Here is a 25,897-nt window from a genome sequence, read left to right as displayed (position 1 = left end):
ATTATAAATAAATCATAAAAGAAATGACAATTTCCTGTGTTTTCACATTTCTGTGACATATGTCATTTTTACCTTAATGCGTCAGGGACAGGCGCGGCCGTCTGGGTTTGACGATGAGCAGGACGCCGCCCAGTACCAGGAGAATGCCCAGGGCTGTATGCCAGGTGAAGGCTTCGCCCAGGACGAGGATACCGCTGACGACGCCGACGACGGGGACGACCAGGATGGCGACGCCGGCCTTGCCGGCTTCCATGTGGGCGAGAATATAATTCCATAAGAAGAAGCCGACAGCTGCAGCCAGGATGCCGTTATAGAGCAGACAGGCGGCAGCTGTTGTTGTCCAGTGGATGGAAGGCTGTGGGACAATCAGGGCGACGATGAAGAGCAGGAGCGAGCCGACGACCATCTGCCAGGCCGAGTACTGCAGGGGCGGACTGTCCTGGAGGTGCCGTTTCAGGATGATGCCCGATGCGGCCCAGGCGGCGGCCCCGGCGAGGACGATGGAGACGGCTGTCATATTGCCCAGGTCATGGATGTCCATGAGGACGAAGAGGCCGGCGATGCAGATGGCTATGCCGGCTATTTTCCGGAGCGTCAGCCTTTCTTTGAGGAAGAGCTGGGCCAGAATGGCCATCCACACGGGCATGGTGTAGTTCAACACGGAGACGACGCCGGCTGTCAGCGAATACATGCCGATCTGCATGCAGACATTGTTGACGGCAATCTGCAAGATGCCCGTAGCGGCGATCCACTTCCAGTACTTCCGTTCCGGGACGGGAATACGGTGCCAGGCACAGACCGAGAGCATGACGGCGGCGCCGATGAGGAAGCGGAAGGCCACGAACAGGACGGGCGGGAAATAAGCATTGGCCGTCTTCATGACGACCCAGTTGAAACCCCAGATGGCATATAATAGAAATAGAGCGCGCATCATAGGAAAACACCTTCTTTTTTTAGAAATTGGTTAGCAACCTTATTTTATCGGACGGGAGAGGAGAAATCAAGGCAGCGGCCCGTCCGGCAGGGCATGGACAGACAGGCCAGGAACGGCTATAATGGAAGAAAAGATTTACAGGAGGAGCGATTCTTATGTTACATATTGGCCTGACCGGCGGCATTGCCTCCGGCAAAAGCACTGTCGTCACCATGCTGTGCGAATTGGGGGCAGGTATCGTCGACTGCGACGTCATTGCCCACGACGTCGTCGAACCCGGTTCAGAAGGACTTGCGGCGGTCGCTGCGGCTTTTGGGCCGAAGACGCTCTTAGCCGACGGATCCATGGACCGGGCCTACATCGGCAGCGTCGTCTTTGGCGATAAGGCGAAGAAAGCGCAGCTCGAAGCCATTTTATTCCCCCTCATCCATGCCGGCATCGACGGGGAAATCAAAAAAATCGAAGAAAATAAAAAAAATCCTGTCATTTTCCTTGACATGCCCCTGCTTTATGAGGTAAAATACGATTCGTACGTTGACGAAACGTGGCTGGTGTACGTCGATCCGGTAACGCAGCTTACGCGGCTGATGAAGCGGAACGGCTATTCCGAAAGTGAAGCACTGGCACGGATTCATGCACAGCTTCCTATCGACGACAAACGGTCTTTGGCACAGGTCATCATCGACAATACCGGCTCTCCGGAAGAGACGCAGAAACAGGTACTCGTCGCATGGCAGGCCTTGATGGACCGCATCAAAGGGTAGGGAGAAGACGTTGAGAAAAAGAGCAAGCACCAAAGGGAAAATCATCATAGCGGCATTATTGATATGTCTGTCCGCATCGTACTTTTATTCTTGGAAAGATGATGTCATGCGGAAGTTCGTATACCCCCTCCAGTACGATTACCTGGTTCGGCAGTATGCCTACGAAGACAAAGTCGACCCCGCCCTGGTGGCGTCCGTCATCTTAGTGGAAAGCAAGTTTGACGAACGAGCTGCTTCCCAGCCCGGTGCCCATGGCCTCATGCAGGTCATGCCCGACACGGCACAATGGATTGCCGATGAGATGGGGATGACCGACTACACGCCTGAAAAACTCAATGACGTCCGTACGAACATCAGGTTGGGAACCTGGTATCTGGCCTACTTATTGAAGGAATACGACGGGAATCAAGTACTGGCCTTGGCTGCGTATAATGCCGGCCGGGGACATGTCGACTCGTGGATCCAGAAATATGGCTGGACGAAAAATTTTCAAGAAATTGAAAAAATCCCCTTTTCAGAAACGCGAGAATATGTTAGAATAGTCTTGCTGAACGAAAAGCATTACAAACAGCTTTACGATTTCTGAGTTATGCGGTTGTGGCGGAATGGCAGACGCGCTGTCTTCAGGCGGCAGTGATCTTCGATCGTGCGGGTTCAACTCCCGCCAACCGCACCATTTTTACTATGGATGCTACATTGATTGAAACACTCAAACAATGGAATATCACAACTGTTCTCCCACTTTCAGTGGGAGATTTTCAGTTATTGGAAGAATATCGCATGATCGAGAAAGACGGCAAGCCCGTCGAGTACCGCTTGTTCACCTATGAGAATCACGTCAACGGCTGGACCGTGCGGGCTATCTTGAATCCCGAATCGGAAGAATTCTCTATCCGGACGGATATCGGCATGCTGGAATTCGCCCTCATCGAATTCATCACCGATTCCTTCGACCTCTTCCGGTCCATGGTCGAAGAGCGCCTGGCCCGTATCATCCACGACGATTACGTCGAACGGAGCCGCAATTTCAGCGTCATCCTCAAGAACAAGGGCGTCCCTGACGTCGCATGGGATGAGTTCCTGCCCGACAGTTATCAGGGTTTCCGGCGCCTGGTCAAGCCCAACGATGCCGTGCGCATCATTAACGGGTCCTACATGATCCTGGCTTATTACGACGCAGCCACGCGCAGCGGCCTGTCCCTGATGTACAACGTCCTGCGCGACGATTTCTTTGCCGAACGGCGGGTGCAGAACTTCCCTAACCTGGTCCACGACTTCGATACGTCGTCTTTGAAGGAGCTGGAGAAAGCCTTGCGGAAACGCCTCCTGCCCGTTCTCGACGAAATCGCGGCTGACCGGGACAAATCGTTGTCAGAATGAGCAGACAGTGGTATACTAAAAGTAATTTAGATGTTTAGATGCGAAGAGTGGGTGAAAGCCCACTCTTAACTTTTACCTGTAGGAAATTTTGAAGATAAGCTGGTGAATACGATGAGACGTGAACACATTGAAGATTTGATTGCCAAGGAAGTAGAACAGATTATCGAAGGGACTGACCTGGAACTGGTCGACGTCGAATACGTGCGCGAACGGAACTGGTACCTGCGCGTATTCATTGATAAGGAAGGTGGTGTCGACCTGGAAGACTGCCAGGCCGTCAGCGAGAAGCTGAGCAAGGTCCTCGACGAAAAGGACCCGATCAGCGACAACTATCTCCTAGAAGTATCGTCGCCGGGACTGGACCGCATCCTCAAGAAGGACAAGGATTTCGTCCGCTACGCCGGCCGGTCCGTAGACATCCATTTCTTTAAGGCCCGCGACGGCGTCAAGGACCTGACGGCAGATCTCGTCGAAAAGACAGCTGACGGGCATCTCATCGTCCAGGTCGATGGCCGTGAAGATAAGATTGACATGAAAGAAATATCGCAAGTCCGTTTGCATATTGATTTTTAGTGGAGGTTATTAACGTGAATAAAGAATTGCTCAATGCTATTGCTTACTTATCCAAAGAGAAAGGCGTATCTCCGGATGTCATCTGTGACTCCCTGGAAGCCGTCCTGATCACGGCTTACAAGAAGGAACCCGATGCCAATCCGACGGCGGAAGTCGAACTGAACCGCTCGACCGGCGACTATGCCATCAAGGCTGCCAAGACCGTCGTCGACGAAGTCGAAGACCCGCATACGGAAATCTCTCTCGATAAGGCCCGCCTCATTGATGTCAATTACGAAGTCGGCGACGTCGTCAACGTCGATGTCACGCCGGACAATTTCGGCCGCATCGCCGCCCAGGCTGCCAAACAGGTCATGATTCAGCGCCTGCGCGAAGCGGAACGCAACATCGTCTATGATGAATTCTCGGACCGCACGGACGACATCATCACGGGCATCATCCAGCGCATCGAGAACCGCAACGTCTACGTCGACCTGGGCAAGGCTGAAGCCATCCTGCCGGCATCGGAACAGATCCCGTCGGAAACGTACAGCGTCGGCCAGCGCATCAAGTGCTATGTCGTCGAAGTCCGCAAGACGACGAAAGGCGCCCAGATCCTCGTATCCCGGACCCATCCGGGCCTCTTGAAGCGCCTCTTTGAACTGGAAGTACCGGAAATCTACGAAGGCGTCGTCGAACTGAAATCCGTCGCCCGCGAACCGGGCCGCCGTTCTAAGATCGCCGTCTATTCCCGCGATGCCAATGTCGATTCCGTCGGTGCCTGCGTCGGCCCGAAAGGCTCGCGCGTCCAGAACATCGTCTCGGAATTGCAGAACGAAAAGATCGACATCGTCAAATGGGATGAAGACCCGGCGGTCTACATCGCCAACGCCCTCAGCCCGGCTCAGGTCATTTCGGTCACGGTCGATGAAGACGAAAAATCGTCGAGCGTCGTCGTACCGGATTACCAGCTGTCCCTGGCCATCGGCAAGGCCGGCCAGAATGCCCGCCTGGCTGCGAAACTGACCAACTGGAAGATCGACATCAAGAGCGAAAGCCAGGCTGCCGAACTGGCTGCCCAGGCAGAAGTTCCGCAGGACAGCGAACCGGCCGATGACATCGACATCCTCAGCGACCTGGCCATGCCGGCAGCTGACGATGTTGCAGCCGATACGGAAGGAGAATAAGCCATGAAGACCCGAAAGACTCCCATGCGCGTCTGTGCCGGCTGTCAGGAACAGAAGAGCAAGAAGGAAATGATCCGCGTCGTCCGCACGCCGGAAGGCGCTGTCGAGATCGACAAGACCGGCAAGAAGTCCGGCCGCGGCGTCTATCTCTGCCCGAACAGCGAATGCCTGGAAAAAGCTTATAAAGAACATCGCCTGGAACGGTCCCTGAAGACCAAAGTGTCCAGCGAAATCTATGAACAGCTGAGAAAGGAACTGCTGTGAGCGACAAGGTCCTGAATCTCCTCGGCCTTGCCTGCCGGGCTGGCAAGACCGTCTGCGGTGATGGAGCCGCACAGAAAACATTGAAGCGCCGGCGCGTCCCGCTCTTATTCCTGGCCTCCGACGGCGGCAGCGATAACGTCGAAAAGTATCGCCGCCTGGCGGAGCGGAAAGGGATCACCGTCGTTGATACATATACGAAAGATGAATTAGGCAGTGCCGTCGGCAAAGCCCAGAGCGTCATCATCCTCATTGATGACAAAGGCTTCGCCGGGGCCATAGAGAAAGTGAAGCGTGATGAATAGAAGGGGGTAACTAGATGACGAAACGAGTATACGAAGCCGCAAAAGAATACGGCGTTCCCGCAAAGACAGTAATCAAGACGCTGGAAGATCATCACATCAAAGCCGGTAATTTCACCGGTATTGACGCCAATATGAAGTCCATCCTCGATGCATCCTTCAAGAAGGGTGCCAAAGGGGAAGCACAGCGTGGACATAAACAGGAAAATAAACAGACAGGGGAAGGAACTAGCCGAAAAGTGAACGAAACGAGCCGACAGAACAAAAACAAAAAACAGGGCAATACGCCGAAACAGAATAACCAGAATCAGGACAAGAAACGCCAGAACCAGGGCAATGGGCAGAACCAGCCGAACCGCGGTGCCAAAGCCGCTCAGGGCCAGAACCAGGGCAGCCGTCCGCAGAACCATAAAGGCGGCAATAACGGCGGCCAGAGCAGCCAGGGCCAGCAGGGCGACAACAAGCGCACCAAGTATTTTGGTCATTCCCAGGGCGGCAATGACAACCGCAGTGGCAACAAGAACAAGCGCGGCGGCCAGAATAACCGCAATAACAACAAGAATAACGGCGGCAACCGTCCCCATACGCTGTTGTCCAACGTCCTGAACAAAGGCAAGCACAACAAGAACAAGCGCAACCAGAAGCATCAGGCACCGGTAGCGCAGGAAGCTCCGAAGAAGAAGAATTATCCGACGGCTATCGAACTGCCGGAAACGATCATCGTCAAGGATTTTGCTGAACGCCTGGGCCGCGATGTCGGCGAAGTCATGAAGAAGCTCCTCATGGGCGGCATCATGGCGACGATCAACCAGGAACTGGATTTCGATACGGCCTCCCTCATTGCCGATGAATTCGGCGTCACCGTTACCAAGGAAGCACCGCCGGAAGACCCGACGGAAATCGAAGAAATCATCGACCCGCCGGAAACCCTCAAGACCCGTCCGCCTGTCGTCACCATCATGGGCCACGTCGACCACGGCAAGACGAGCCTCCTCGACGCCATCCGTCAGACCAATGTCACCAGCCACGAAGCCGGCGGCATTACCCAGCACATCGGGGCTTATCAGGTCCGCTACCAGGGCAAGAAAATCACCTTCATGGATACGCCGGGCCACGAAGCTTTCACGGCTATGCGTGCCCGCGGTGCCCAGGTCACGGATATCGCCGTCCTCGTCGTCGCAGCTGATGACGGTGTCATGCCGCAGACTGTCGAATCCATCAACCATGCCAAATCGGCTGGCGTCCCCATCATCGTCGCTATCAACAAGATCGATAAGGAAAGCGCCAATCCGGAACACGTCATGCAGCAGCTGACGGAATACGGCCTGGTCAGTGAAGACTGGGGCGGCGACACCATCATGGTCCCCGTTTCGGCGCATAAGAAAATCGGCCTCGACGACCTCTTGGAAAATATCCTCGTCCTGGCAGAAGTACAGGACCTCAAGGCCAACCCGAACCGTCCGGCTCAAGGCGTCGTCATCGAAGCCAAGCTGGATAAAGGCCGCGGCCCGGTCGCTTCCGTCCTCATCCAGAAAGGGACCCTCCGCGTCGGCGATACGATCATCGTCGGCACCTGCTTCGGCAAGGTCCGCGCCATGAACAACGAACGGGGCGAACGCGTCAAGAAAGCTGAACCGTCCATACCGGTCGAAATCCTCGGCCTCAACGACGTACCGGAAGCCGGCGACATCCTCAACGTCACCGACGAAAAGACGGCCCGTTCCGTTGCCGAAAAACGCTTGGAAAAGAAACGTTCGTCCGAACTCCACGTCAATGCCAAAGTCACCCTGGATGACCTGTTCAACCAGATCCAGCAGGGCGAACTGAAGGAACTGCCCCTCATCATCAAAGGCGACGTCCAGGGTTCCGTCGAAGCTCTGAGTCAGTCCCTCATGGGCATCAAGAGCGACGAAGTCCGCATCTCCATCGTCCATTCCGGCGTCGGCGCCATCAACGAATCGGATATCATGCTGGCTTCGGCATCGAACGCCCTGATCATTGGCTTCAACGTTCGCCCCGATGCGGCAGCCCGCAAGATGGCAGAACATGAAAAAGTCGACATGCGCATGTACCGCGTCATTTACGACGCCATCAACGACGTCGAAGCGGCTATCAAAGGGATGCTGGAAAAGAAATACGAAGAAAAGATTGTCGGCCGTGCCGAAGTCCGTAAAGTCATTACGACGCCGAAAGTCATCGTCGGCGGTTCCTATGTCAAGGAAGGCAAGATCACCAGCACGTCCAAGATCCGCCTCATCCGCAACGGCATCGTCATCCACGAAGGCGAAATCGACGGCCTGCGCCGTTTCAAAGATGATGTCAAGGAAGTCGCAGCCGGCTACGAATGCGGCATTACCCTGGAAAAATACCGCGACATCAAGGAAGGCGACGAAATCGAAGCCTACGAAATGGTCGAAGTCGAACCCGAATAAAGGGAGGTACGTACTATGGGAGAATTACGAGTACGCAAGATACAGGAATTTATCAAACAGGAAGTATCGAAGATGCTCCTGAATGAACTGAAAGATCCGCGCATCGGTTTCGTCACCGTCACCGATGCCCGCATCACCGGCGACCTGCGCGATGCGACAGTCTACGTCAGCCTTTTCGGCAGCGATGAAGCCAAGCAGGAAACGCTGAAAGCCCTGAAGAGCGCGACCGGCTATATCCGCACGGAAGTCGGCAAGCGCCTGGGTATCCGCTATTCGCCGACCATTGTGTTTAAAGAAGATACATCCCTCGATTACGGGATGAAGATCGATAAGATTCTTCGCGACATTGAAAAGAAGGACTGATACCCATGAATTGTTCGGCTCAGGAAATCTATACCTTACTGCGCCATTACGATAAGATCCTGCTGACAGCCCATGTCAGTCCCGATGGCGACGCCATCGGCAGCCTCCTGGCCTTGTGGCACTGGCTGCAGCTGCAGGGGAAGAAGGCCGTCATGGTCATTGACGACGATATCGACGACCGCTATGACTTCCTCGACGGCCTGCAGTACATCAACAAGCCGGAGCAGGTCGAAACGGATGATTCCTGGCTGACCGTCGTCCTCGATGCGACGGGCCTCGGCCGCATCGGCCAGGCTGAAAAGCTGGTCCGCGGCAAGGTCCTCAACATCGACCACCATATTTCCAACGAGCATTTCGCCCAGTGGGAATACGTCCGGCCCGACTGCGCGGCGACAGGCGAAATCCTGACCTACCTCTTCGACCTCTGGCAGCGGGACTGGAACACGGCCATGGCCGATGCCCTCTATACGGCTATCGCCACGGACTGCGGCTTCTTCAAGTTCAACAACACGACAGGCCATACGCTGCGCATGGCAGCCCTCCTCGTCGACCACGGCGCCCGGCCCGATTTCATTTCGGAACACCTCGACGCCCGGTCCCTGGAAAAACTGAAGGCCCTGTCCAAGGTGCTGGAACACTTGGAGCTCTTTGATGACGGCCGTATTTCCTGCCTGTCCTACACGCCGGAAGTCCTCAAGATTACTGGCGAACACACGGGGATGTACATGGATTACGCCCGCAACATCAAAGGGTCGGAAGTGGCTTTTACGGTCAAATACGTCAGCGATAAGGAAACGCGGGTCAGCCTGCGCTCGAAGGGCATGGACGTCAATGCCGTAGCCGCTGTCTTCGGTGGCGGCGGCCACGTCCGCGCAGCCGGCTGCACCTTGGATAAGCCTTTGGATGAAGCGAAGAAACTCATCGTAAAGGAAATCGAAAAGCGCCTATGATACACGGAATCATCAATGTACTGAAACCGACGGGCATGTCCAGTCACGACGTCATCGGCTGCCTGCGCCGTATCTATGGCATGAAGAAGATGGGCCACGCCGGCACACTGGACCCTTTGGCGGCCGGTGTCCTGCCGGTCTATGCCGGTCAGGCGACGCGCCTCATCGAATACGGTGACAGCGACGTCAAATCATACCATGCCGAATTCGCCTTAGGGTTGGCGACGGATACGGAAGACAGTACGGGGACCGTCGTCGAAACGGCGGCCGTACCGGATCTGTCGGCTGACGACGTGCGCCGCGCCCTGGCGTCCTTTGTGGGCGACATCGAACAGGCACCGTCCAAATATTCCGCCATCAACGTCAACGGCGTCAAGGCCTATAAACTGGCCCGGCAGGACGTCGATTTCACCCTGCCCGTGCGCCACGTGACCATCCACGACCTGCGCCTGCTGTCCTTTGACGGTCGGCGCGGCACCTTTGCCGTGACCTGTTCCAAAGGGACCTACGTGCGTTCCCTCATCCGCGACCTGGGTCAGGCCTTGGGGACCTGCGCCTGCATGACCTATCTGGTCCGCACCCAGGCCGGGCTGTTCACCATCGACGACGCGGCGACGCTGGAAGAGCTGGAACGGGACCCCATGGCCTATGTCCGGCCGGCCGATATGGCTATCCAGGACCTTAAAAAGGCGAATTGTTCCGCCAAACAGTGTGCCTTCCTGCTCCAGGGCCGTCCCGTGCCCTTCGCCGGGCCGCACCTGGCCGATGGCGACGTCATCCGCGTGTACGGGCCGGACCAGCGGCTCATGGGCATTGCCCACTACGACGGGGAACACCATATCCTGCGGCCTCATAAGATGTTCGCAGAGGGATTGTGAGGTAACTAACGATGGAAATATTCCACTCCTTTCAGGAAATAACCGGCTTTACCGGAGCCGTCGTGGCCCTTGGGACCTTTGACGGCGTCCACCGGGGCCACCAGATGGTCATGAAGACGGCCATCAAACGGGCCGCTGCCGGCGGTGTGAAAACCATGGTCGTCACCTTTACGGCCCATCCGCTGTCCGTGTTGTGTCCGGAAAAAGAACCGCTGCGCCTGGCCACGATTGGCCAGAAAGCGGAATATATCGAAGCCGTCGGCATCGACGGCCTGGTTCTCCTGCCCATGAGCCAGACCCTCTTGCAGGAATCGCCGGAAGAGTTCTGCCAGAACCTCCTGACCTACATCCATCCGTCGGCCATCGTCGTCGGCTCGAACTTCACCTATGGTGCCAAGGCGGCAGGCAATACGGAGACCATGAAATTCTTCATGAGCCAGTACGGCATCCCCGTCGTCGCCCTGACCCTCCTCGAACGGCCGGGCCGGACGACACCCATCAGCAGCACCGTCATCCGCCGGCTCATCCAGATGGGCCACATGGAAACGGCCGAGAATCTCCTGGGCCGTCCCTTTGCCCTGACCGGCACCATCGTGCCCGGCGACCGGCGGGGGAGGACCATCGGTTTCGCTACGGCCAACATGCTCATCCCCATCAACATGGCCATCCCGCCAGACGGCGTCTACATCACCGAACTGTGGTGGGACGGCAAGGGCCATCCGGCCATGACCAACATCGGCGACAACCCGACCTTCGAGAACCAGTACCGCCGCATCGAGACCCACGTCCTCGACTGGGACGCTGACCTCTACGGCAAAGAAGTGAGCCTGCGCTTCCGCAAGCGCCTCCGCGGCGAAGAAACCTTCGCCACTGCCGACGACCTCGTCGCCCAGATGAAAAAAGACGAAGCCGCAGCGCGCCAGTTCTTTCAAAGATAATTTGCGGAGTTTGTGGTCGTATACTGTAGGGGCTCGCACGTGGCGAGCCCGTCAGGATATGTGCGATTTTCTAGTCAGTTTGCCAGAAAATTATCCACAACCGTAAAAAATAAGCCGTCACAGGAAGTGATTTTTGCTTCCTGTGACGGTTTATTTTTTTTGCGTTCTAATTATAAAATTTTCGTACTAAAAATATATAATTTTCATTATATATTATATTATATATGTACTAAATTATTACATAATACTATTAATAAAATATAAATTATACGGAAATATATAAAACGATACGATATTAAATGTAATAAATATTTTATAATTACATGATATAATAAGCCTATCTCAATTTACAGTATAAGATATACTCATAGGAAAAAAGAACAGTATTTAAAAGATTAAGAATAGAACATGAATACAATAAAAAATATGGGGGGGGGTACAGGAAATTTTTAAGATTTCTATTGTTGCTCCGTCAACTCAGTTATATAAGAAAATTGAACAATATCTTCATACGACGCCGAAACGGAAGCTGGCCCAGATTGATCTGATTGATGGCAGCATGACTGATGCAGTGGCCCGAATCCGGAAGAGTATACAGTCCGGTCAGGATGCCGTCATTTTGTGGGAACCCATGGCTTCGGCAATTGCTGCAGACTATCCGCAGCAACGGATTTTTGTCGTCTAGCCCAGTGTCCTCGATTTGCTGAATTGTATCCGGAAGGTTCCCGATGGGAAATCATGCGGCGTCATCATTCCCCTTTCGCTGCGCGATTATTATGATGATTTAGAACTGCAGCTCAAAGCCATGGAGATTCCTTTCTACTGTTTAGTATCCGATACGGATGAACGGGCCCTGCGGGCTGCTGTTCATCAGGCCGCACTTGCTGGCATCCAATGGCTGGTTGGTAGTGTCGGTATGGAGCCCTATGTCCGTGCCGAAGGCATGGAATGTATCCCCTTGCAGCCTGAGTGGGGCGGTCTGGTACGGGCTTTTTTCAAAGTATTGTGGAGCCTGCGACAGTCCCGGCTATCGCAAAGGAAGGGACTTTCTTCCCCAAAGGGGCTGACGGCTTATTATCATTTAGATGACATCATCGGCCGTTCACCGATGATGAAACAGGTCAAAAGCTTGGCTCGTATTTATGCGGCCAGTGAATCGATCATCCTCATTACCGGTGAATCGGGCACGGGAAAAGAGATGCTGGCTCAGGCTATCCATAATATGAGCAGCCGGCGTCAGGGGCCGTTCATTGCCATCAACTGCAGTGCAGTCTCCGAAAGCCTTTTAGAAAGTGAACTCTTTGGCTATACGGGCGGATCCTTTACAGGGGCCCGCCGTGAAGGACGCGAAGGCCTTTTTGAAGCGGCCAATGGCGGGACCTTGTTCCTCGATGAAATCGGGGATATGCCCTATGACTTGCAGAACTATTTGCTGCGGGTCCTGCAGGAACGCTGTATCCGCCGCCTCGGCTCTCATCAGTCGATTTCCATTGACGTCCGCATCATTGCTGCGACCAACAGGAATTTGGAACAAGCCGTCCAGGACCATCGCTTCCGTCTGGACCTCTATTACCGGCTGGCCGTCCTGCTCATCCACGTGCCGCCCTTGCGCCAGCGCAATGCAGATATTGCCGTCGTAGCCCAGGCACTGCTCCAGCGTTTCAATGTGCAGTATGGACGGCACCATGAGCTGGGCCAAGACGTCATCGATTATTTCCAGACCCTTCCCTGGCCGGGCAATGTCCGCCAGCTGGCCAACACCCTCGAACGATTGTCCTTAGTCGTCAGCAGGAAAAAAATAACCTTGTCGGACCTGGCCTGGGTTATGCCCAATCCGCCAGTCATACCGGATAAAAGTATCCGTGACCGGAACTTGAAGGACCTGACCTATGAATACATTGAAAAAATGTACCAAGAAGGCAAGAGCGTATCGGAAATCGCCAAAGAACTAAATATCAGCCGCTCGACGATTTACCGCATGCGGCAAAAATATCAAAATAAAAAGGACATGTAGCGCGAAAGTAGCGACCATCATGCAAGGTCGCCTAAACGTAAAAGTTTTTCGTTCGTAGTTCATCGTTCATCGTGATGGGGCGATATTTTTAATCCCGTACGACGAACGATGAACGACCTACGATCAACGTAAAAAGGAGCTGTCGCCATGCGGCAGCTCCTTTTTTACTACGTCCTGTCTCAATTCATAAATTTTTGCCACAAAACTGTTGCATTTCGCAACAACGAGATACTCCCTTTTGTGAAAAATAAAGTACGTTGTATAGCGTTATATACACATCTGCTCCTCTTTTCTTAAATCTGGCACGAAAATTTCATGTATGTATTATGAAATATATTCAGAGAGAGGGGATGTCCCATGAATAAAATCTTTAAAATTATTTGGAGTAAAGCAAGAAATTGTTACGTCGTCGTGTCGGAAATTGCTCATTGCCGAGGAAAAGGGCAAGGGCAAAAGAAGGCAGTCTTTACTTGCTCGTTAGCTGCAGCACTAGCTGTTTTTACTTTAACCGGTGGCATTACAACTGTACAGGCAGCACAAACTATTAATATTACAGAAGAAAATCCGGGAGCGTCAAACAGCACTAATCAAGGGAAAAATAGCATTGTCATTGGACCTGATGCAAAAAATGAAAGTAATCGGTCCGATGGTCTCATCGTAATTGGTCATAGCGCTACTGTCAACAATAATGAGGAACCGAAGGATTCCATTGCTATTGGGACTAGAGCGGCTGTTACCAATAATGGTGGCAATAATACGATTTCTTTAGGCACAGGAGCTACAGCTGCAAAGTCAAAAAGCATTGCTATCGGGATGGAGGCTCAGGCGAATAATAATGATGGTATTGCTGCTATTGCTATTGGTAGTGGCGCTGAAGCGAGAAAAGATAAATCCATTGCGATTGGGTATAAGGCATTAGCTGAAAACGCTGGAGAAAGCGGGGGAATCGCGATTGGCTCAAGTATTGTTGATTCTCAGGGAAAAATCATAACCCAAACTACAGCTGCTCAGGGCAACGATATTGCTTTTGGTGTGGGTGCGCAGACCATTAATAGAAATATGAATGGACATAATGGCGGCGCTATTGCTATTGGTCATCTTTCTTACAGCAATGGGAACCAAGATGTTGCAATTGGTGATAATGCTAAAACTGGTCGAGATGGCAATAATGCTGGCTCTCCTAAGAGATGGGATGATGGGGAAGGCTATGTCGCTATCGGCGCTAATTCCTTCTCTAATGTTGGTCCTGGCGTAATAGGGTAGATCCATCAGAGGTTAAGACTAAAGAATCAGGTGCTGTCTGGGTATCGACGAATGGGGCTGTATCTGTAGGTAATGTCAGTGGTGATGATAGTACAAAGTGGATTACTCGCCAAATCACTGGGGTAGCTGCCGGCTCCGCTGATACAGATGCTGTTAACGTTGCACAGTTGAAACAAGCTATTGCTCAGTCCGGCGGCAGTAGCGGAGGTAATAGCAACCATAGTACCGTCACCGTCGGCAAAAATGGTGTGTCTGGAGATAATGGAACTGTTCAAGGCGGCAATCTGACTCTGACGAAGACAACAAATGGCGCATCTAACTATGATTTGAGCTTGAACAAGAACATCGACTTGGGCAACGAGGGCTCTGTCAAGATGGGCAATACCACCATCAACAACGGTGGCGTGACCATCACCACGAAAAATGGCGATAACACCAATATAGTCAGTTTGACAGAAAATGGCCTCAATAATGGTGGCAAGACCATCACCAATGTCGAAAAAGGCACGTATCCTACCGATGCCGTCAACGTATCGCAGCTCAACGCAGCCAAGACGACGGTGAAGTCTTCGGACAATAGCATCAGTGTAACGGCAGATTCTAACGGAACACCGAACTACGCATATGACATCAAAGTCGCTACGGCAACTCTCTCGAACGGAGTAGATGGCAAGGTTTCCGCAACGAATCTGAATGGCAATGAGAATTCCTATGCAACAGGCAATTCCGTTGCCAATGCTATCAACAACTCCGGCTTTACGCTGACTACATCAAATTCTGATGGCGGTTCTGTATCGGGAACATCGACCCCGTTGATCAAACCGGGCAGCACTGTAACGTTGGATGCAGGCAAGAACATTGCCCTGACTCAGGCAGGTAGTAAAGTGACCATTGCTCTGAATAAAGATATCAACTTGAATCAGAATGGTTCCTTGACCGTAGGCGGCAACACGCAGGATGGTTCCACAACGGGACAAGACCCGATTGTCATCAAGCACTTTGACGCTGGTAAATTGACCGTTATAGGAACAGATAAGGATGGTAACAAGCCTCAGTCCGAAGCTGGCGACTATGTCACTGGCCTTGACAACAAAGAATGGAATGTCAATAATCCCAAATATGTCAGCGGCCGTGCGGCTACGGAAGATCAGCTCAAGGCAATCAGCGATACCATTAAGTCAAACGCCGACACAGCAGTCGGGCAGCATACAGAAATTACTGTCAATGATAAGAAAGCACCTACAATTGTTCCTTCAGATAAAGTGGGTACAACTGATTACGGTGATTATGTCGGTGGAAATGACAATCTGTTGATTGCTGCTAAAAAAGATACGACGAGTGGAAAAACAATCTACAACATCAAGCTCAACGACCAGCTGACCATCGGCCAGAAGGGCGAACCGGGCAAGCCGGGTACACCTGGCAAGGACGGCAAATTCACCGTCGAAACCAGTAAGGGAACCACGGTGGTCATCGGCCATGATGGCGAACCGGGCAAAGATGGCAAAGACGGCATTTCCGTGAAAGACAAAGACGGCAATGATGGCGTCACCATCAGTGCTGTGAATGGCAAGGATGGTACGGAAGGCCATATCGGCCTGACCGGTCCGAAAGGCGATAACGGCAAGAACGCAGATATCGACATTTCCACTGTTCTTGGCAAGGCTACCCTTGACCGCAACCAGAATGAAGTCAAGGACAAAGACGACGGTTCGAAGGACCAGGCAGCCCGCATCCAGTACCAGACCACGGTTAAGGACGATGATGGCACGCCCAGGACTATTACCCATGAAGTCGCCACGATGGATGACGGTATGAAGTATGCCGGTGATTTCGGCGATGGTGCTTCAGTCAAGCTGAACAAGACGGTTAACATCAAAGGTAATGTTGCAAAGGATAAGACAAAAGATGATTTTGTTGATGGCAATATCGCTGTTGTGGCCAATCAGAATGGCGAAGACGGTGAACTGCTGATTAAGCTGAACAAGGACCTGACAGGTCTCAACAGTGCTACCTATAAGACATCTATTAAGAATGGTGATGTGACTACGATGTCGACGACCGTAGTGGATGGTACGGGCCTCAAGATTACAAAGGGTCCGAGCATTACCAATACGGGCATCGATGGGGGCAGTAAGAAGATCACAAATGTGGCCGAAGGTGAAATCAGTGCTGGTTCTAAAGAGGCCATCAATGGCAGCCAGCTGTATAAATTGAGCCAGAACGCTGGGGCACATTCGACGGTCAGTGTAGGCAAGACAACTGCCACTGAAAATAATAAGGAAGTCAAAGGTGGCAACCTAAAGCTGACTCGTACACAGAATGGAGGCCAGTCTTATAACTACGATGTTTCGTTGAATAACACATTGGATTTGTCTAAGGATGGCTCGCTGACGATTGGCAACACAGTTCTCAACAATGCAGGCTTACAAATTGGCAGTGGTACTACAGGTATTACTATCCAGACTGGGACTGTTAATTTCGGTGGTAATGTAATTCATAATGTTGCTCCTGGTAGCGCTTCCAGCGATGTGGCTACGGTTGGCCAGTTGACTCAGGTCGAAGCTGGTAGTGCGAATGTCACTGTTAAAAATATAGGTACTACCAGTGCACCGAAGTATAAAGTCAGTGTTACGAATGCCATCGACCCGAATGACCCCAACTACGGCAGCATTAAAGTCCAAGGGAATGATATGGATGCCAGCTATAAGAACAATAACTATGGCAGCACTACGCAACAGTATAAAAATGAATATAACATTAGACAAGGTGCAGATTATTCACTACACATCCTTGGCGGCTATGATTTGAAGGGACGTATTACTACTGACGTGGCTATTCAAAAAAAGGCTGCGTTGCGCCGGTCCCGAATGATGAGTCTCATGGCGCTTCCGACCGCTGCAGCAGCTGCTGTAGATACTAATTTTACCAATGTCGATGTTGCAGCCTATGAAGCTAAATACTTGTCAGATAAGAACCTATATGTTGCCCTGGACCAGACAAGCGATGGTGTGACTGGCGGGCTGCGCTTGATGATGGCGAAGAACCCTGAATTCAATGAAGGGACATCAGCTAATCAGGCAGCAGTCATGTCTCAGGTTCCGTACTTAAAAGCGGGTGACAATGTCAACTTTACAACATCTACAAATGAGAAAGGACAGACTGTCTATACCATCAATGCTAAGGTATCCGGATCATCGAGTGATTCCAACAGCGACTGGCATTTAGTACCGGCTGGAGGCGATGATGGTTATAAAGTCGATGCGAGTGGTAAAGTTACCCTGAAGGTCCAGAATGGAGAGAATATCGCACAACAGAAAGACGTAACCATCAGCAATATTGCTACTAAAGATGATTTGAAGAATCTCAAAGTCGAAGGCAAAACGTCTACTTTCAATGTAACAGCCAATGGCAAGGATTCCACGACTATTGAGGATAAGCATACAGTCAACTTCAAAGATGGTCAGAATATTACGGCTACGGCTACACCGACGGACTCTGGCGTCGATGTCCAGTTCGATTTAAAGAAAGATATTTCTGTTTCGTCGGTTACGACGGATTCCATGACGGCTAAGACCGTTACGACAGATACGTTAAAAGTACAGAACGTAACTATTGATAAGAATGGCATCGATGCAGGTGGTAATAAGGTCACAGGCGTTGCAACGGGTACGGTCAGCAAGGATTCGACCGATGCCGTCAACGGCAGCCAGCTCTGGCAGCGCGATCAGGCTATCAACGGCCTCAGCGGTTCTGTCAATAAACTGGGCAACCGCATCAACCGCGTCGGTGCCGGTGCTGCAGCCTTGGCAGCCCTCCATCCGCTGGACTTCGACCCGGACGACAAGTGGGATTTCGCAGCCGGCTACGGTAACTACCGCGGTGCCAATGCGGCTGCTATCGGTGCTTACTACCGACCCAATGAAGATACCATGTTCAGCGTCGGCGGTTCCTTCGGCGGCGGGGAAAACATGGTCAACGCCGGTGTCAGCATTAAGCTGGGCCAGGGTAACCACGTTTCGACGTCCCGCGTCGCTATGGCCAAGGAAATGAAAGCCATGCGCCAGCATATGGCCGAACAGGATGCCCTCATTGCCAAACTGCAGAGCATGCACGGCATGGCTGTCGACCCGGCCAAGAGTGTCCTGTTACCGGATGTCGCTGAAAACCATTGGGCTTACCAGTACGTCACGACGCTGGCTAAGAAAGGTATCCTCGAAGGCTACCCCGATGGTGAATTCAAAGGCGACCGCATGATGACGCGTTATGAATTTGCGGCCATCGTCTACCGCATCGTCGAAAGCGGTGTGGGCAGCACGGATCCGGAACTGAGCAAACTGGTCAAAGAATTCTCGCCGGAACTCCAGTATATCCGTATCGACACCATCCAGAAAGACCGCAATGGCAAACCGACTATCGAACGAGTACGCGTCATTTCCGATGCGAAATAAAAGGGGGAATAGAATGGCTACACAAATTGGTGTATCCTTTCGTATCAATAAGGAATTAAAAGAAGACTTTGAAGATTTTTGCGATTCTGTAGGGCTGAGCATGTCCGCTGCGATCATCTTGTTCATCAAAGCGGCAGTTCGGGAACAACGGATTCCCTTTGAAGTCACTGCGCTAGATCAGACACATAAAAAATATTAATCATGTAAGAAGGGGCTGTCGCATGAAGGGTTACGCCATCATGCGAGGCCCCTTTTTGCGTGCCTCGGACTCAGATGCGGCTGCGCCGTGACAAACGCATGATTGTATTACAACCGGGCGCCACTCGTCATAAATTCAGGCTATGCACAGGATTCACGCGGGACGACTTTTAGCCGTCCCCTACGAAATCGCATACAAGCGACGGAATTGAATACAGGCTGCAAAATAAATATACGGCCAGCGGTCCTGTGCGTAGGGGCCGACCTTTAACCTCTCAGACCGCCTTTGGCAGCCAGCTCCTCTATAAAGGGAGCCTTGTGCGGCCCGTTGCGAGATGCAATCACAGCCCATTCTGATATAATGGCAGGTTTTTACGAGCCACGAACCACGAACAACGAGCCACTATTTTTTCGCGAGCCGAGGGTCATTCGAGGCGATGTCGTTACTCTGAATCTGTTGCCGCGCAGTGGCATCTGAGTCCGAGGCGGCCTGCGAACTGCCAACTGCGACCGGCGGGGCCGATAGGCCCTAATCTACATTAACGGTTCCTTAAGCTTTCGGAAATTCGATTAAAAAATGATTAGAATTTCTCTTTGGCCCTGTTTTGTGGTGTATGATGGAATCATGAGCCGCTCTGTTGCGGAGCGGGAACGATTATTATACAATAAAAGTGAATCTGGAGGTGTGACGTCATGTCCGATTCGGCACAACAGGCCAAAGCGCAGAAAAAAGCGTATGACGAGGCGTGCAAGCGGGTTCTTTCAGAGCGGGGCATTATGGCCCATATCCTGAAGGCCTGCACGGAAGAATTCAAGGATTGTGATTTGCAGGATATTGCCCAACGCTATATCCTGGGTGAACCGAGCATCAGCCGTATTGCGGTGGAACCGGAAGCTATTTCACCGCGTATCGAGAGCGAGCAGACGGAAGACAAATCCGGCACGGAAGGAACGGTCTATTACGATATCCGGTTTCATGCTGTAGCTCCCATTGATGGAAAGCGCATCCAGCTCATCATCAACCTGGAAGCGCAGAACGATTTCAATCCGGGTTATCCCTTGTTGAAGCGGGCCGTCTACTATTGCGGCCGCATGATTTCCAGTCAGTATGGTACGGTTTTCGTGAAATCCCATTACGAAAAAATCCAGAAGGTCTATTCCATCTGGATTTGTACGATGCCAATGAAAAAATGGGAGTACAATATTTCCAGTTACCAACTGACAGAGAAACATCTAATCGGCCATACACAGGCCGAGAGGAGCCATTACGATTTAATCAATATCGTCCTGGTCTGTTTGGGAAGCAAGAGCTATCAGCATCTGAAAGGCATCTTGCGGTTGCTGAATATGTTGCTCTTGGATAACATCGGTTCGCAAGAAATGCAAGAACTATTAACGACGGAATTTAACGTAACGATAACACCGCATTTAGAGAAGGGAGTGGCAGAAATGTGTAACTTGAGCGAAGGCATTGAACGGCGTGGAGAACTACGTGGCAGGAAAATCGGCGATAAAGCGGGGAGAAAGGCTTTAGGCACTTTGCTCCAGAAACTGATACAGGAAGGCAGGAAAGAAGATGTTGACCGCGTATTGCGGGATGATGAATACCAGGAACAATTGTTGCGTGAATATCATTTGAAATAAGAGGTAACCATTTATGACGGCGCTGTCTTTATCGGATAACGCCGTTTTGCTTTCTTCGGACTCACATGCGGCTGCGCCGCGACAGACGCATGATTGTATTACGACCGAGTGCCACTCGTCATAAATTCCGGCTGTGCACAGGATTCATGCGGGACGACTTTTAGCCGTCCCCTACGAAATCGCATACAAGCGATGGAAATGAATGCAGGATGCAAAATAAACACACGGCCAGCGGCCCTGTGCGTAGGGGCCGACCTTTAACCTCTCAGACCGCCTTTGGCGGCCAGCTCCCCTATAAAGGGAGCCTTGTGCGGCACGTTGTGAGATGCAATCACAGCCCATTCTGATATAATGGCAGGTTTTTACGAGCCACGAACCACGAACAACGAGCCACTATTTTTTCGCGAGCTGAGGGTCACTCGAGGTGATGTCATCATTATGAGTCTGTTGCCGCGCAGCGGCATCTGACTCCGAGGCGGCCTGCGAACTGCCAACTGCGACCGGCGGGGTCGATAGGCCCCAACATTAAAAGAAAGGCAGGGCTGACTATTGATTTAATTAGTTTGAAATTTTTGGCATTTTCCGTAAAATTTGTAGATTAATAGCCCATATCGTGGTATAATAAGTATCGTTACGACGCACATTTGCCTGCCGTAGCTAAAGCCATAAAAGAAAGAGAATAGATTGGAGTGAAGTTTTATGGTAAAGTTTTCTGAAGAAGCAAAGAGTTTACACGCATCGGATATCCGTGAAATTTTGAAAGTAACAGAAAATCCGGAAATTATTTCCTTCGCCGGTGGCCTTCCTGCACCGGAACTTTTCCCGATTGACGAAATGATGAAAGTCGATGTGGAAATCTTGAAAAAAGAAGGTCGTCAGGCCGTGCAGTACAGCACGACGGAAGGTTATGTGCCCTTGCGTAAACAGATTGCTAAACGCATGAAAACATCTTTCCATACAGACTGCACTTATGAAGATATCATCATCACCGCTGGCTCCCAGCAGGGCCTTTCGCTCCTGGGCCAGCTCTTCCTCAACGAAGGCGACATCGTCCTCGTCGAAAGCCCGACCTACATGGGTGCTACGACGGCTTTTGCCGTTAACTTCCCGAATTTCGTCGAAGTTGAAACGGATGACAAGGGCATGGTTCCGGAAGCCCTGGAAGCAGCTCTCGAAAAATACGGGGACCGCGTCCGCCTGATGTACGTCATCCCGGAATTCCAGAACCCGACGGGCATCACCTGGCCCCTGGAACGCCGCAAAGCCATCATGGACATCATGAACAAACACGACATCCCCATCATTGAAGACGACCCGTATGGCGAACTCCGTTATGAAGGCGAATCGATGCCGACTTTGAAATCCATGGATACTCAGGGCAACGTCATCTTCCTCGGCTCCTTCTCCAAAATCTTTATGCCGGGCCTGCGTATCGGCTGGATGGTCGCCGCTCATGACATCCTGGAAAAGGCTGTAATGCTCAAACAGACCGTCGACTTACAGACGTCGTCCTTCGCACAGCGCCAGGCTTCGTACTACATCGACATGTACGACCTCGACGCCCATGTCAAACAGATCCGCGCCCTCTATGGCAAACGTCGTACCCTCATGTACGATTCCATGAAGAAATACTTCCCTGAAGGCGTTTCCTTCACTTATCCGGAAGGCGGCCTGTTCACATGGGTCACCTTGCCGGAAGGCCTCGATGCCAAGGCAATGATGCCGGAAGTCATCGAAAAGAAAGTCGCTTACGTACCGGGCGGTGCTTTCTACCCGAACGGCGGCAATGCCAACCACTTCCGCCTGAACTATTCCAACATGCCGGAAGACCGCATCGTCGAAGGCATTAAACGTTTGGCTGAAGTTTTGAAAGAAAAAAATCGGTAAATAATTAAATTTTAAGGAAACAAGACGCTCTCTCATGAGGGCGTCTTTTCTTTTGCAAATTTTTTTAAAAATTTTTTACAGTCATTCTTTAATTTTTTTTAAGCTGGATATTTACTATTATCAGTTATTCTTGTTATTTGCATTTGGTTTATAAAGGTTGTACGAAACGTAACATATTTATAACGCAAACGTTTAATTGCATAAAAGTAATTTTTATGATACTATATACACATAGATAAACGCGCGATGTACATAACCTGAAGGAGTGATTGATATGCATTTTTCCGACTTAGCCATGAATTTGAAAGCCTCTGAAATCCGTGAACTCTTGAAACTGACGACCATGCCGGAAGTCATTTCCTTTGCTGGCGGCCTGCCGGCACCGGAACTCTTCCCGACGGAACAGTTGAAGAAAGTCGACGACGCCGTCTTGACCAAAGAAGGCCGCGAAGCCTTGCAGTACGGCACGACAGAAGGTTACAACCCCCTGCGCAAACAGATTGCAGCCCGCATGAAACAGGCTTTCATGGTTGACTGCGATATCGATAACATCACTATTACGTCTGGGTCCCAGCAGGGTCTGTCCATGCTGGCCCAGATCTTCATTGACCCGGGCGACGTCGTTCTCGTCGAAAGCCCGACCTACCTCGGCGCCCTCAACGCCTTTAAGCTCTGCAAACCGGAATTCGTCGAAGTACCGACGGATGAAAAGGGCATTATCCCGGAAGAATTGAAAAAGATTCTGGAAAAATACGGCGACCGCGTCCGCATGATGTACGTCATCCCGGAATTCCAGAACCCGACGGGCATCACCTGGCCCGTAGAACGGCGCAAGGCTTTCATGGACCTCATCAACCAGTATGACTTCCCGGTCCTCGAAGACGACCCCTATGGCGAACTGCGCTATGACGGCGACAAGGTACCGTCCCTGAAGTCGATGGATACCAAGGGCAATATCATTTTCCTCGGCTCGTTCTCGAAGATCCTCATGCCGGGCCTGCGTATTGCCTGGATGGTAGCCGATCCGGTCATCATCGATAAGGTCGTCAAGCTGAAACAGGCCGTCGACCTCCAGGCGTCGTCCTTCGGCCAGCGCCAGACTTCGTACTACATCGATATGTTCGACCTCGATGAACACGTCGCCAAGATCAAGGCCCTCTATAAGAAACGCCGCGACCTGATGTGCGAATCGATGAAGAAATACTTCCCTGAAGGCATCACCTTTACATACCCCGAAGGCGGCCTGTTCACGTGGGTAACGTTGCCGGAAGGCATGGATGCGAAAGAACTCATGCCGAAAGTCCTGGCTAAGAACGTTGCCTACGTGCCGGGCGGTCCCTTCTACCCCCACGGCGGTAATGCCAACCACTTCCGCCTGAACTACTCCAACATGCCGGAAGACCGCATCGTCGAAGGTATCAAACGCCTGGCCGACGTCTTGAAAGAAGAATTGGCAAAATAAGGCTAAAGATGATATGATATAAAGGAGCTGTCGCTTACGACAGCTCCTTTTTGAGCATTAAGTTTGTAGTTTGTAGTTTTTAGTGAATGGCTAAAAAATTTAAAACCAACTGCTACAAACTACAAACTCTATTCTATAAACTCAAATTTATCAGCAGTAAAGCTGAGTTGTTAGTCTTTCGTAGATGGGTTGATTATCTTGATGGAACTCGAATCTCTTTTGAAACAATATTTTGGCTATACGTCGTTCCGGCCGGGCCAGCATGAGGTCATCCAGACCCTTCTCGATGGCCGCGACTGCCTGGCCATCATGCCGACAGGGGCAGGGAAGTCGATATGCTTCCAGCTGCCGGCCCTGATGATGCCCGGCGTGACGTTGGTCATTTCGCCGCTCATTTCCCTCATGAAGGACCAGGTCGACAGCCTGGTCAACCAGGAGATACCGGCGACGTATATCAACAGCCAGTGTACTTTTGAAGAGGCCAAGGCCCGCTTCGCCGCCATCCGCGCCGGCCGGGTCAAACTGGTCTATATTTCGCCGGAACGCCTGGAAAACGAATTCTTTACGTCCTTCATGCAGAGTTTGCCCATTTCCATGTTCATCATCGACGAAGCACACTGCGTATCCCAGTGGGGCCATGATTTCCGGCCCAGCTACTGCGCCATCAAGGACTGGATCGCGGCCCTGCCCGAGCGGCCTGTCGTCGGGGCCTTCACGGCGACGGCGACGGAAAAGGTCAAAGAGGACATGATGAACCTCCTGGGCCTGGAAAAGGAACGCATCTTCATCGGCGGCTTCGACCGGCCGAATCTGTATTTCCGCGTCGTCCGGATGAACCGCAAGCTCGACTTCGCCTTGTCCTACGTCCAGCAGCATAGGGAAGACAGCGGCATCATCTATGCGGCGACGCGCAAGGAAGTGGACCGCGTCTATGAAGAGCTGACGCGGCGGGGCATCCGGGCCGGCCGCTATCATGCCGGCCTCAACGACGACATGCGCCGGACCATGCAGGACGCCTTTACGTATGACCGGCTCCAGGTCATCGTCGCTACCAACGCTTTCGGCATGGGCATCGACAAGAGTAACGTCCGCTACGTCATCCATTACCAGATGCCCAAGAACATCGAAAGCTACTACCAGGAAGCGGGCCGGGCCGGCCGCGATGGTGCGCCGGGGGAATGTATCCTCCTCTTCAGCCGCCAGGACATCATGATCCAGAAGTTCCTCATCGAACAGTCCGTCCACGACCCGCAGCAGCAGGCCATCGAATTCCGCCTGCTCAACGCCATGGTCCGTTACTGCGAAGGCAATCACTGCCTGCGCCATTATATCCTGACCTATTTCGGCGAACATCCGTCGTGGCAGCGCTGCGAGAAATGCGGCAACTGCGACCAGGAAACGGTCGAAGAAGATATGACCGAACAGGTCCGCAGCATCTGCCTCTGCGTCGACGAATTGAAAGGGCGCTTCGGCATGACCATGGTCTGCGACATCCTCAAGGGAAGCCAGAACGCCAAGGTCCGCCGCTATGGCTTTGAACATAATTCGGCCTTCGGCATGCTCGGCGATTTCACCTTGTCCGAAGTCCGCGACATGGTCCGCCAGTGCATCGACGACGGCTATCTCGACCAGTCCAATGGGAAATATCCCGTCGTCTCCCTGACAGCCGACGGACGGCAGGCCCTCAGCAGCCATCAGCGCATCGTCCAGCAGAAAGTCGTTTCAGCTGAACCCGTGCCGGAATTGCCCAAGCGCCAGCAGAAGCGCCGCGCCGGGGCCATCGACGAAGACGCCTTGCGGCCCCTGTTCGATACCCTGCGGGCAGTCCGCCTGGAACTGGCCAAGGACGAGCATATTCCGCCGTTCGTCATCTTTTCCGATGCCACGTTGTGGGATATGGCCGCTCTCAAGCCGGACAGTCTGGAAGCCATGAGCGACATCAAGGGCGTAGGCAGCTTCAAGCTCCATAAATATGGCCGCCAGTTCGTCAGCGCCATCCAGTCTTATATTGATAACCATTGATTTTGAGGTGACATA

General features: G+C 52.1%; 21 protein-coding genes and 1 tRNA gene. 21 read left to right on the top strand and 1 reads right to left on the bottom strand.

Annotated features, from left to right (window positions below; genetic code table 11):
* Positions 1–73: 73 nt before the first annotated feature.
* Complete coding sequence (locus ACFCTO_RS03965; RefSeq protein ID WP_499876427.1) at positions 74–934, bottom strand: DMT family transporter; 861 nt, start codon at positions 932–934, stop codon at positions 74–76.
* Positions 935–1,089: 155 nt separating this feature from the next.
* On the opposite strand from ACFCTO_RS03965, the gene coaE reads away from it, so the two are divergent.
* The 21 genes from coaE (at position 1,090) to recQ (ending at position 25,882) form a co-directional block, all read left to right on the top strand.
* A complete protein-coding gene (gene coaE / locus ACFCTO_RS03960) occupies positions 1,090–1,698 on the top strand; it encodes a dephospho-CoA kinase (protein ID WP_499876426.1) in 609 nt (202 codons plus the stop codon).
* Between the two features lie 10 nt (positions 1,699–1,708).
* Positions 1,709–2,284 carry a lytic transglycosylase domain-containing protein gene (locus ACFCTO_RS03955; protein ID WP_020310098.1) on the top strand — a complete coding sequence of 192 codons (576 nt, stop codon included), beginning with the start codon at positions 1,709–1,711 and terminating at the stop codon, positions 2,282–2,284.
* A gap of 5 nt (positions 2,285–2,289) precedes the next feature.
* Positions 2,290–2,374, top strand: a tRNA-Leu gene (locus tag ACFCTO_RS03950).
* Between the two features lie 89 nt (positions 2,375–2,463).
* Positions 2,464–3,078, top strand: a complete 615-nt coding sequence (locus ACFCTO_RS03945) for a hypothetical protein (protein WP_292261039.1) — start codon at positions 2,464–2,466, stop codon at positions 3,076–3,078.
* A gap of 111 nt (positions 3,079–3,189) precedes the next feature.
* Positions 3,190–3,651 (top strand): ribosome maturation factor RimP, encoded by a 462-nt coding sequence (gene rimP / locus ACFCTO_RS03940; protein ID WP_020310100.1) that lies wholly within the window; start codon positions 3,190–3,192, stop codon positions 3,649–3,651.
* Positions 3,652–3,665: 14 nt separating this feature from the next.
* Positions 3,666–4,817: a transcription termination factor NusA gene (nusA, locus tag ACFCTO_RS03935; RefSeq protein ID WP_499876425.1), complete on the top strand. Its 1,152-nt coding sequence runs from the start codon at positions 3,666–3,668 to the stop codon at positions 4,815–4,817.
* Between the two features lie 3 nt (positions 4,818–4,820).
* Positions 4,821–5,081 carry an RNase P modulator RnpM gene (rnpM, locus tag ACFCTO_RS03930; RefSeq protein WP_292261031.1) on the top strand — a complete coding sequence of 87 codons (261 nt, stop codon included), beginning with the start codon at positions 4,821–4,823 and terminating at the stop codon, positions 5,079–5,081.
* Entirely contained in the window at positions 5,078–5,383 is a 306-nt protein-coding gene (locus tag ACFCTO_RS03925; RefSeq protein ID WP_292261028.1) for a L7Ae/L30e/S12e/Gadd45 family ribosomal protein, read from the top strand. Before rnpM ends, ACFCTO_RS03925 begins: the two co-directional genes overlap by 4 nt.
* A 14-nt stretch (positions 5,384–5,397) precedes the next feature.
* Positions 5,398–7,812: a translation initiation factor IF-2 gene (gene infB / locus ACFCTO_RS03920; RefSeq protein WP_439782196.1), complete on the top strand. Its 2,415-nt coding sequence runs from the start codon at positions 5,398–5,400 to the stop codon at positions 7,810–7,812.
* A gap of 15 nt (positions 7,813–7,827) precedes the next feature.
* Positions 7,828–8,175: a 30S ribosome-binding factor RbfA gene (gene rbfA / locus ACFCTO_RS03915; RefSeq protein ID WP_072982909.1), complete on the top strand. Its 348-nt coding sequence runs from the start codon at positions 7,828–7,830 to the stop codon at positions 8,173–8,175.
* 5 nt (positions 8,176–8,180) lie between these two features.
* Complete coding sequence (locus ACFCTO_RS03910; RefSeq protein WP_292301766.1) at positions 8,181–9,125, top strand: DHH family phosphoesterase; 945 nt, start codon at positions 8,181–8,183, stop codon at positions 9,123–9,125.
* Positions 9,122–10,003, top strand: coding sequence for a tRNA pseudouridine(55) synthase TruB (truB, locus tag ACFCTO_RS03905; protein WP_499876424.1), 882 nt, complete (start codon positions 9,122–9,124; stop codon positions 10,001–10,003). Before ACFCTO_RS03910 ends, truB begins: the two co-directional genes overlap by 4 nt.
* Positions 10,004–10,014: 11 nt before the next feature.
* Positions 10,015–10,941 (top strand): bifunctional riboflavin kinase/FAD synthetase, encoded by a 927-nt coding sequence (locus ACFCTO_RS03900; RefSeq protein WP_020310107.1) that lies wholly within the window; start codon positions 10,015–10,017, stop codon positions 10,939–10,941.
* Between the two features lie 700 nt (positions 10,942–11,641).
* A complete protein-coding gene (locus tag ACFCTO_RS03895; RefSeq protein WP_370842051.1) occupies positions 11,642–12,955 on the top strand; it encodes a sigma-54 interaction domain-containing protein in 1,314 nt (437 codons plus the stop codon).
* A 357-nt stretch (positions 12,956–13,312) separates the two neighbouring features.
* Positions 13,313–14,218 carry an ESPR-type extended signal peptide-containing protein gene (locus ACFCTO_RS03890; protein ID WP_499876423.1) on the top strand — a complete coding sequence of 302 codons (906 nt, stop codon included), beginning with the start codon at positions 13,313–13,315 and terminating at the stop codon, positions 14,216–14,218.
* A 101-nt stretch (positions 14,219–14,319) separates the two neighbouring features.
* Positions 14,320–18,669 (top strand): YadA-like family protein, encoded by a 4,350-nt coding sequence (locus tag ACFCTO_RS03885; protein WP_499876437.1) that lies wholly within the window; start codon positions 14,320–14,322, stop codon positions 18,667–18,669.
* Between the two features lie 13 nt (positions 18,670–18,682).
* Positions 18,683–18,868, top strand: a complete 186-nt coding sequence (locus ACFCTO_RS03880) for a type II toxin-antitoxin system RelB/DinJ family antitoxin (RefSeq protein WP_292301484.1) — start codon at positions 18,683–18,685, stop codon at positions 18,866–18,868.
* 692 nt (positions 18,869–19,560) lie between these two features.
* Entirely contained in the window at positions 19,561–20,511 is a 951-nt protein-coding gene (locus ACFCTO_RS03875) for a hypothetical protein (protein ID WP_303148419.1), read from the top strand.
* Positions 20,512–21,210: 699 nt separating this feature from the next.
* On the top strand, positions 21,211–22,398 hold the full coding sequence (locus ACFCTO_RS03870) for an aminotransferase-like domain-containing protein (protein WP_499876422.1): 1,188 nt from the start codon (positions 21,211–21,213) through the stop codon (positions 22,396–22,398).
* 274 nt (positions 22,399–22,672) lie between these two features.
* Positions 22,673–23,860: an aminotransferase-like domain-containing protein gene (locus ACFCTO_RS03865; RefSeq protein WP_298674635.1), complete on the top strand. Its 1,188-nt coding sequence runs from the start codon at positions 22,673–22,675 to the stop codon at positions 23,858–23,860.
* A gap of 201 nt (positions 23,861–24,061) precedes the next feature.
* Positions 24,062–25,882, top strand: coding sequence for a DNA helicase RecQ (gene recQ, locus ACFCTO_RS03860; RefSeq protein ID WP_499876436.1), 1,821 nt, complete (start codon positions 24,062–24,064; stop codon positions 25,880–25,882).
* The last annotated feature ends 15 nt before the right edge of the window (positions 25,883–25,897 follow it).

The sequence above is a fragment of the Megasphaera indica genome (genome assembly GCF_046614755.1).
In the GTDB taxonomy this organism is placed as follows: Bacteria; Bacillota; Negativicutes; order Veillonellales; family Megasphaeraceae; genus Megasphaera; species Megasphaera intestinihominis.
The sequence above is the reverse complement of the archived record's forward strand: the minus strand, read 5'-3'. Positions and strand labels throughout refer to the sequence as shown.

Coding starts and splice junctions, on each gene's coding strand:
- ACFCTO_RS03880 (WP_292301484.1), top strand. CDS start 18,683: ATGGCTACACAAATTGGTGTATCCTTTCGTATCAATAAGGAATTAAAA.
- rimP (WP_020310100.1), top strand. CDS start 3,190: ATGAGACGTGAACACATTGAAGATTTGATTGCCAAGGAAGTAGAACAG.
- infB (WP_439782196.1), top strand. CDS start 5,398: ATGACGAAACGAGTATACGAAGCCGCAAAAGAATACGGCGTTCCCGCA.
- ACFCTO_RS03890 (WP_499876423.1), top strand. CDS start 13,313: ATGAATAAAATCTTTAAAATTATTTGGAGTAAAGCAAGAAATTGTTAC.
- recQ (WP_499876436.1), top strand. CDS start 24,062: ATGGAACTCGAATCTCTTTTGAAACAATATTTTGGCTATACGTCGTTC.
- ACFCTO_RS03910 (WP_292301766.1), top strand. CDS start 8,181: ATGAATTGTTCGGCTCAGGAAATCTATACCTTACTGCGCCATTACGAT.
- ACFCTO_RS03870 (WP_499876422.1), top strand. CDS start 21,211: ATGGTAAAGTTTTCTGAAGAAGCAAAGAGTTTACACGCATCGGATATC.
- coaE (WP_499876426.1), top strand. CDS start 1,090: ATGTTACATATTGGCCTGACCGGCGGCATTGCCTCCGGCAAAAGCACT.
- rnpM (WP_292261031.1), top strand. CDS start 4,821: ATGAAGACCCGAAAGACTCCCATGCGCGTCTGTGCCGGCTGTCAGGAA.
- rbfA (WP_072982909.1), top strand. CDS start 7,828: ATGGGAGAATTACGAGTACGCAAGATACAGGAATTTATCAAACAGGAA.
- ACFCTO_RS03900 (WP_020310107.1), top strand. CDS start 10,015: ATGGAAATATTCCACTCCTTTCAGGAAATAACCGGCTTTACCGGAGCC.
- ACFCTO_RS03865 (WP_298674635.1), top strand. CDS start 22,673: ATGCATTTTTCCGACTTAGCCATGAATTTGAAAGCCTCTGAAATCCGT.
- ACFCTO_RS03875 (WP_303148419.1), top strand. CDS start 19,561: ATGTCCGATTCGGCACAACAGGCCAAAGCGCAGAAAAAAGCGTATGAC.
- truB (WP_499876424.1), top strand. CDS start 9,122: ATGATACACGGAATCATCAATGTACTGAAACCGACGGGCATGTCCAGT.
- ACFCTO_RS03965 (WP_499876427.1), bottom strand. CDS start 934: ATGATGCGCGCTCTATTTCTATTATATGCCATCTGGGGTTTCAACTGG.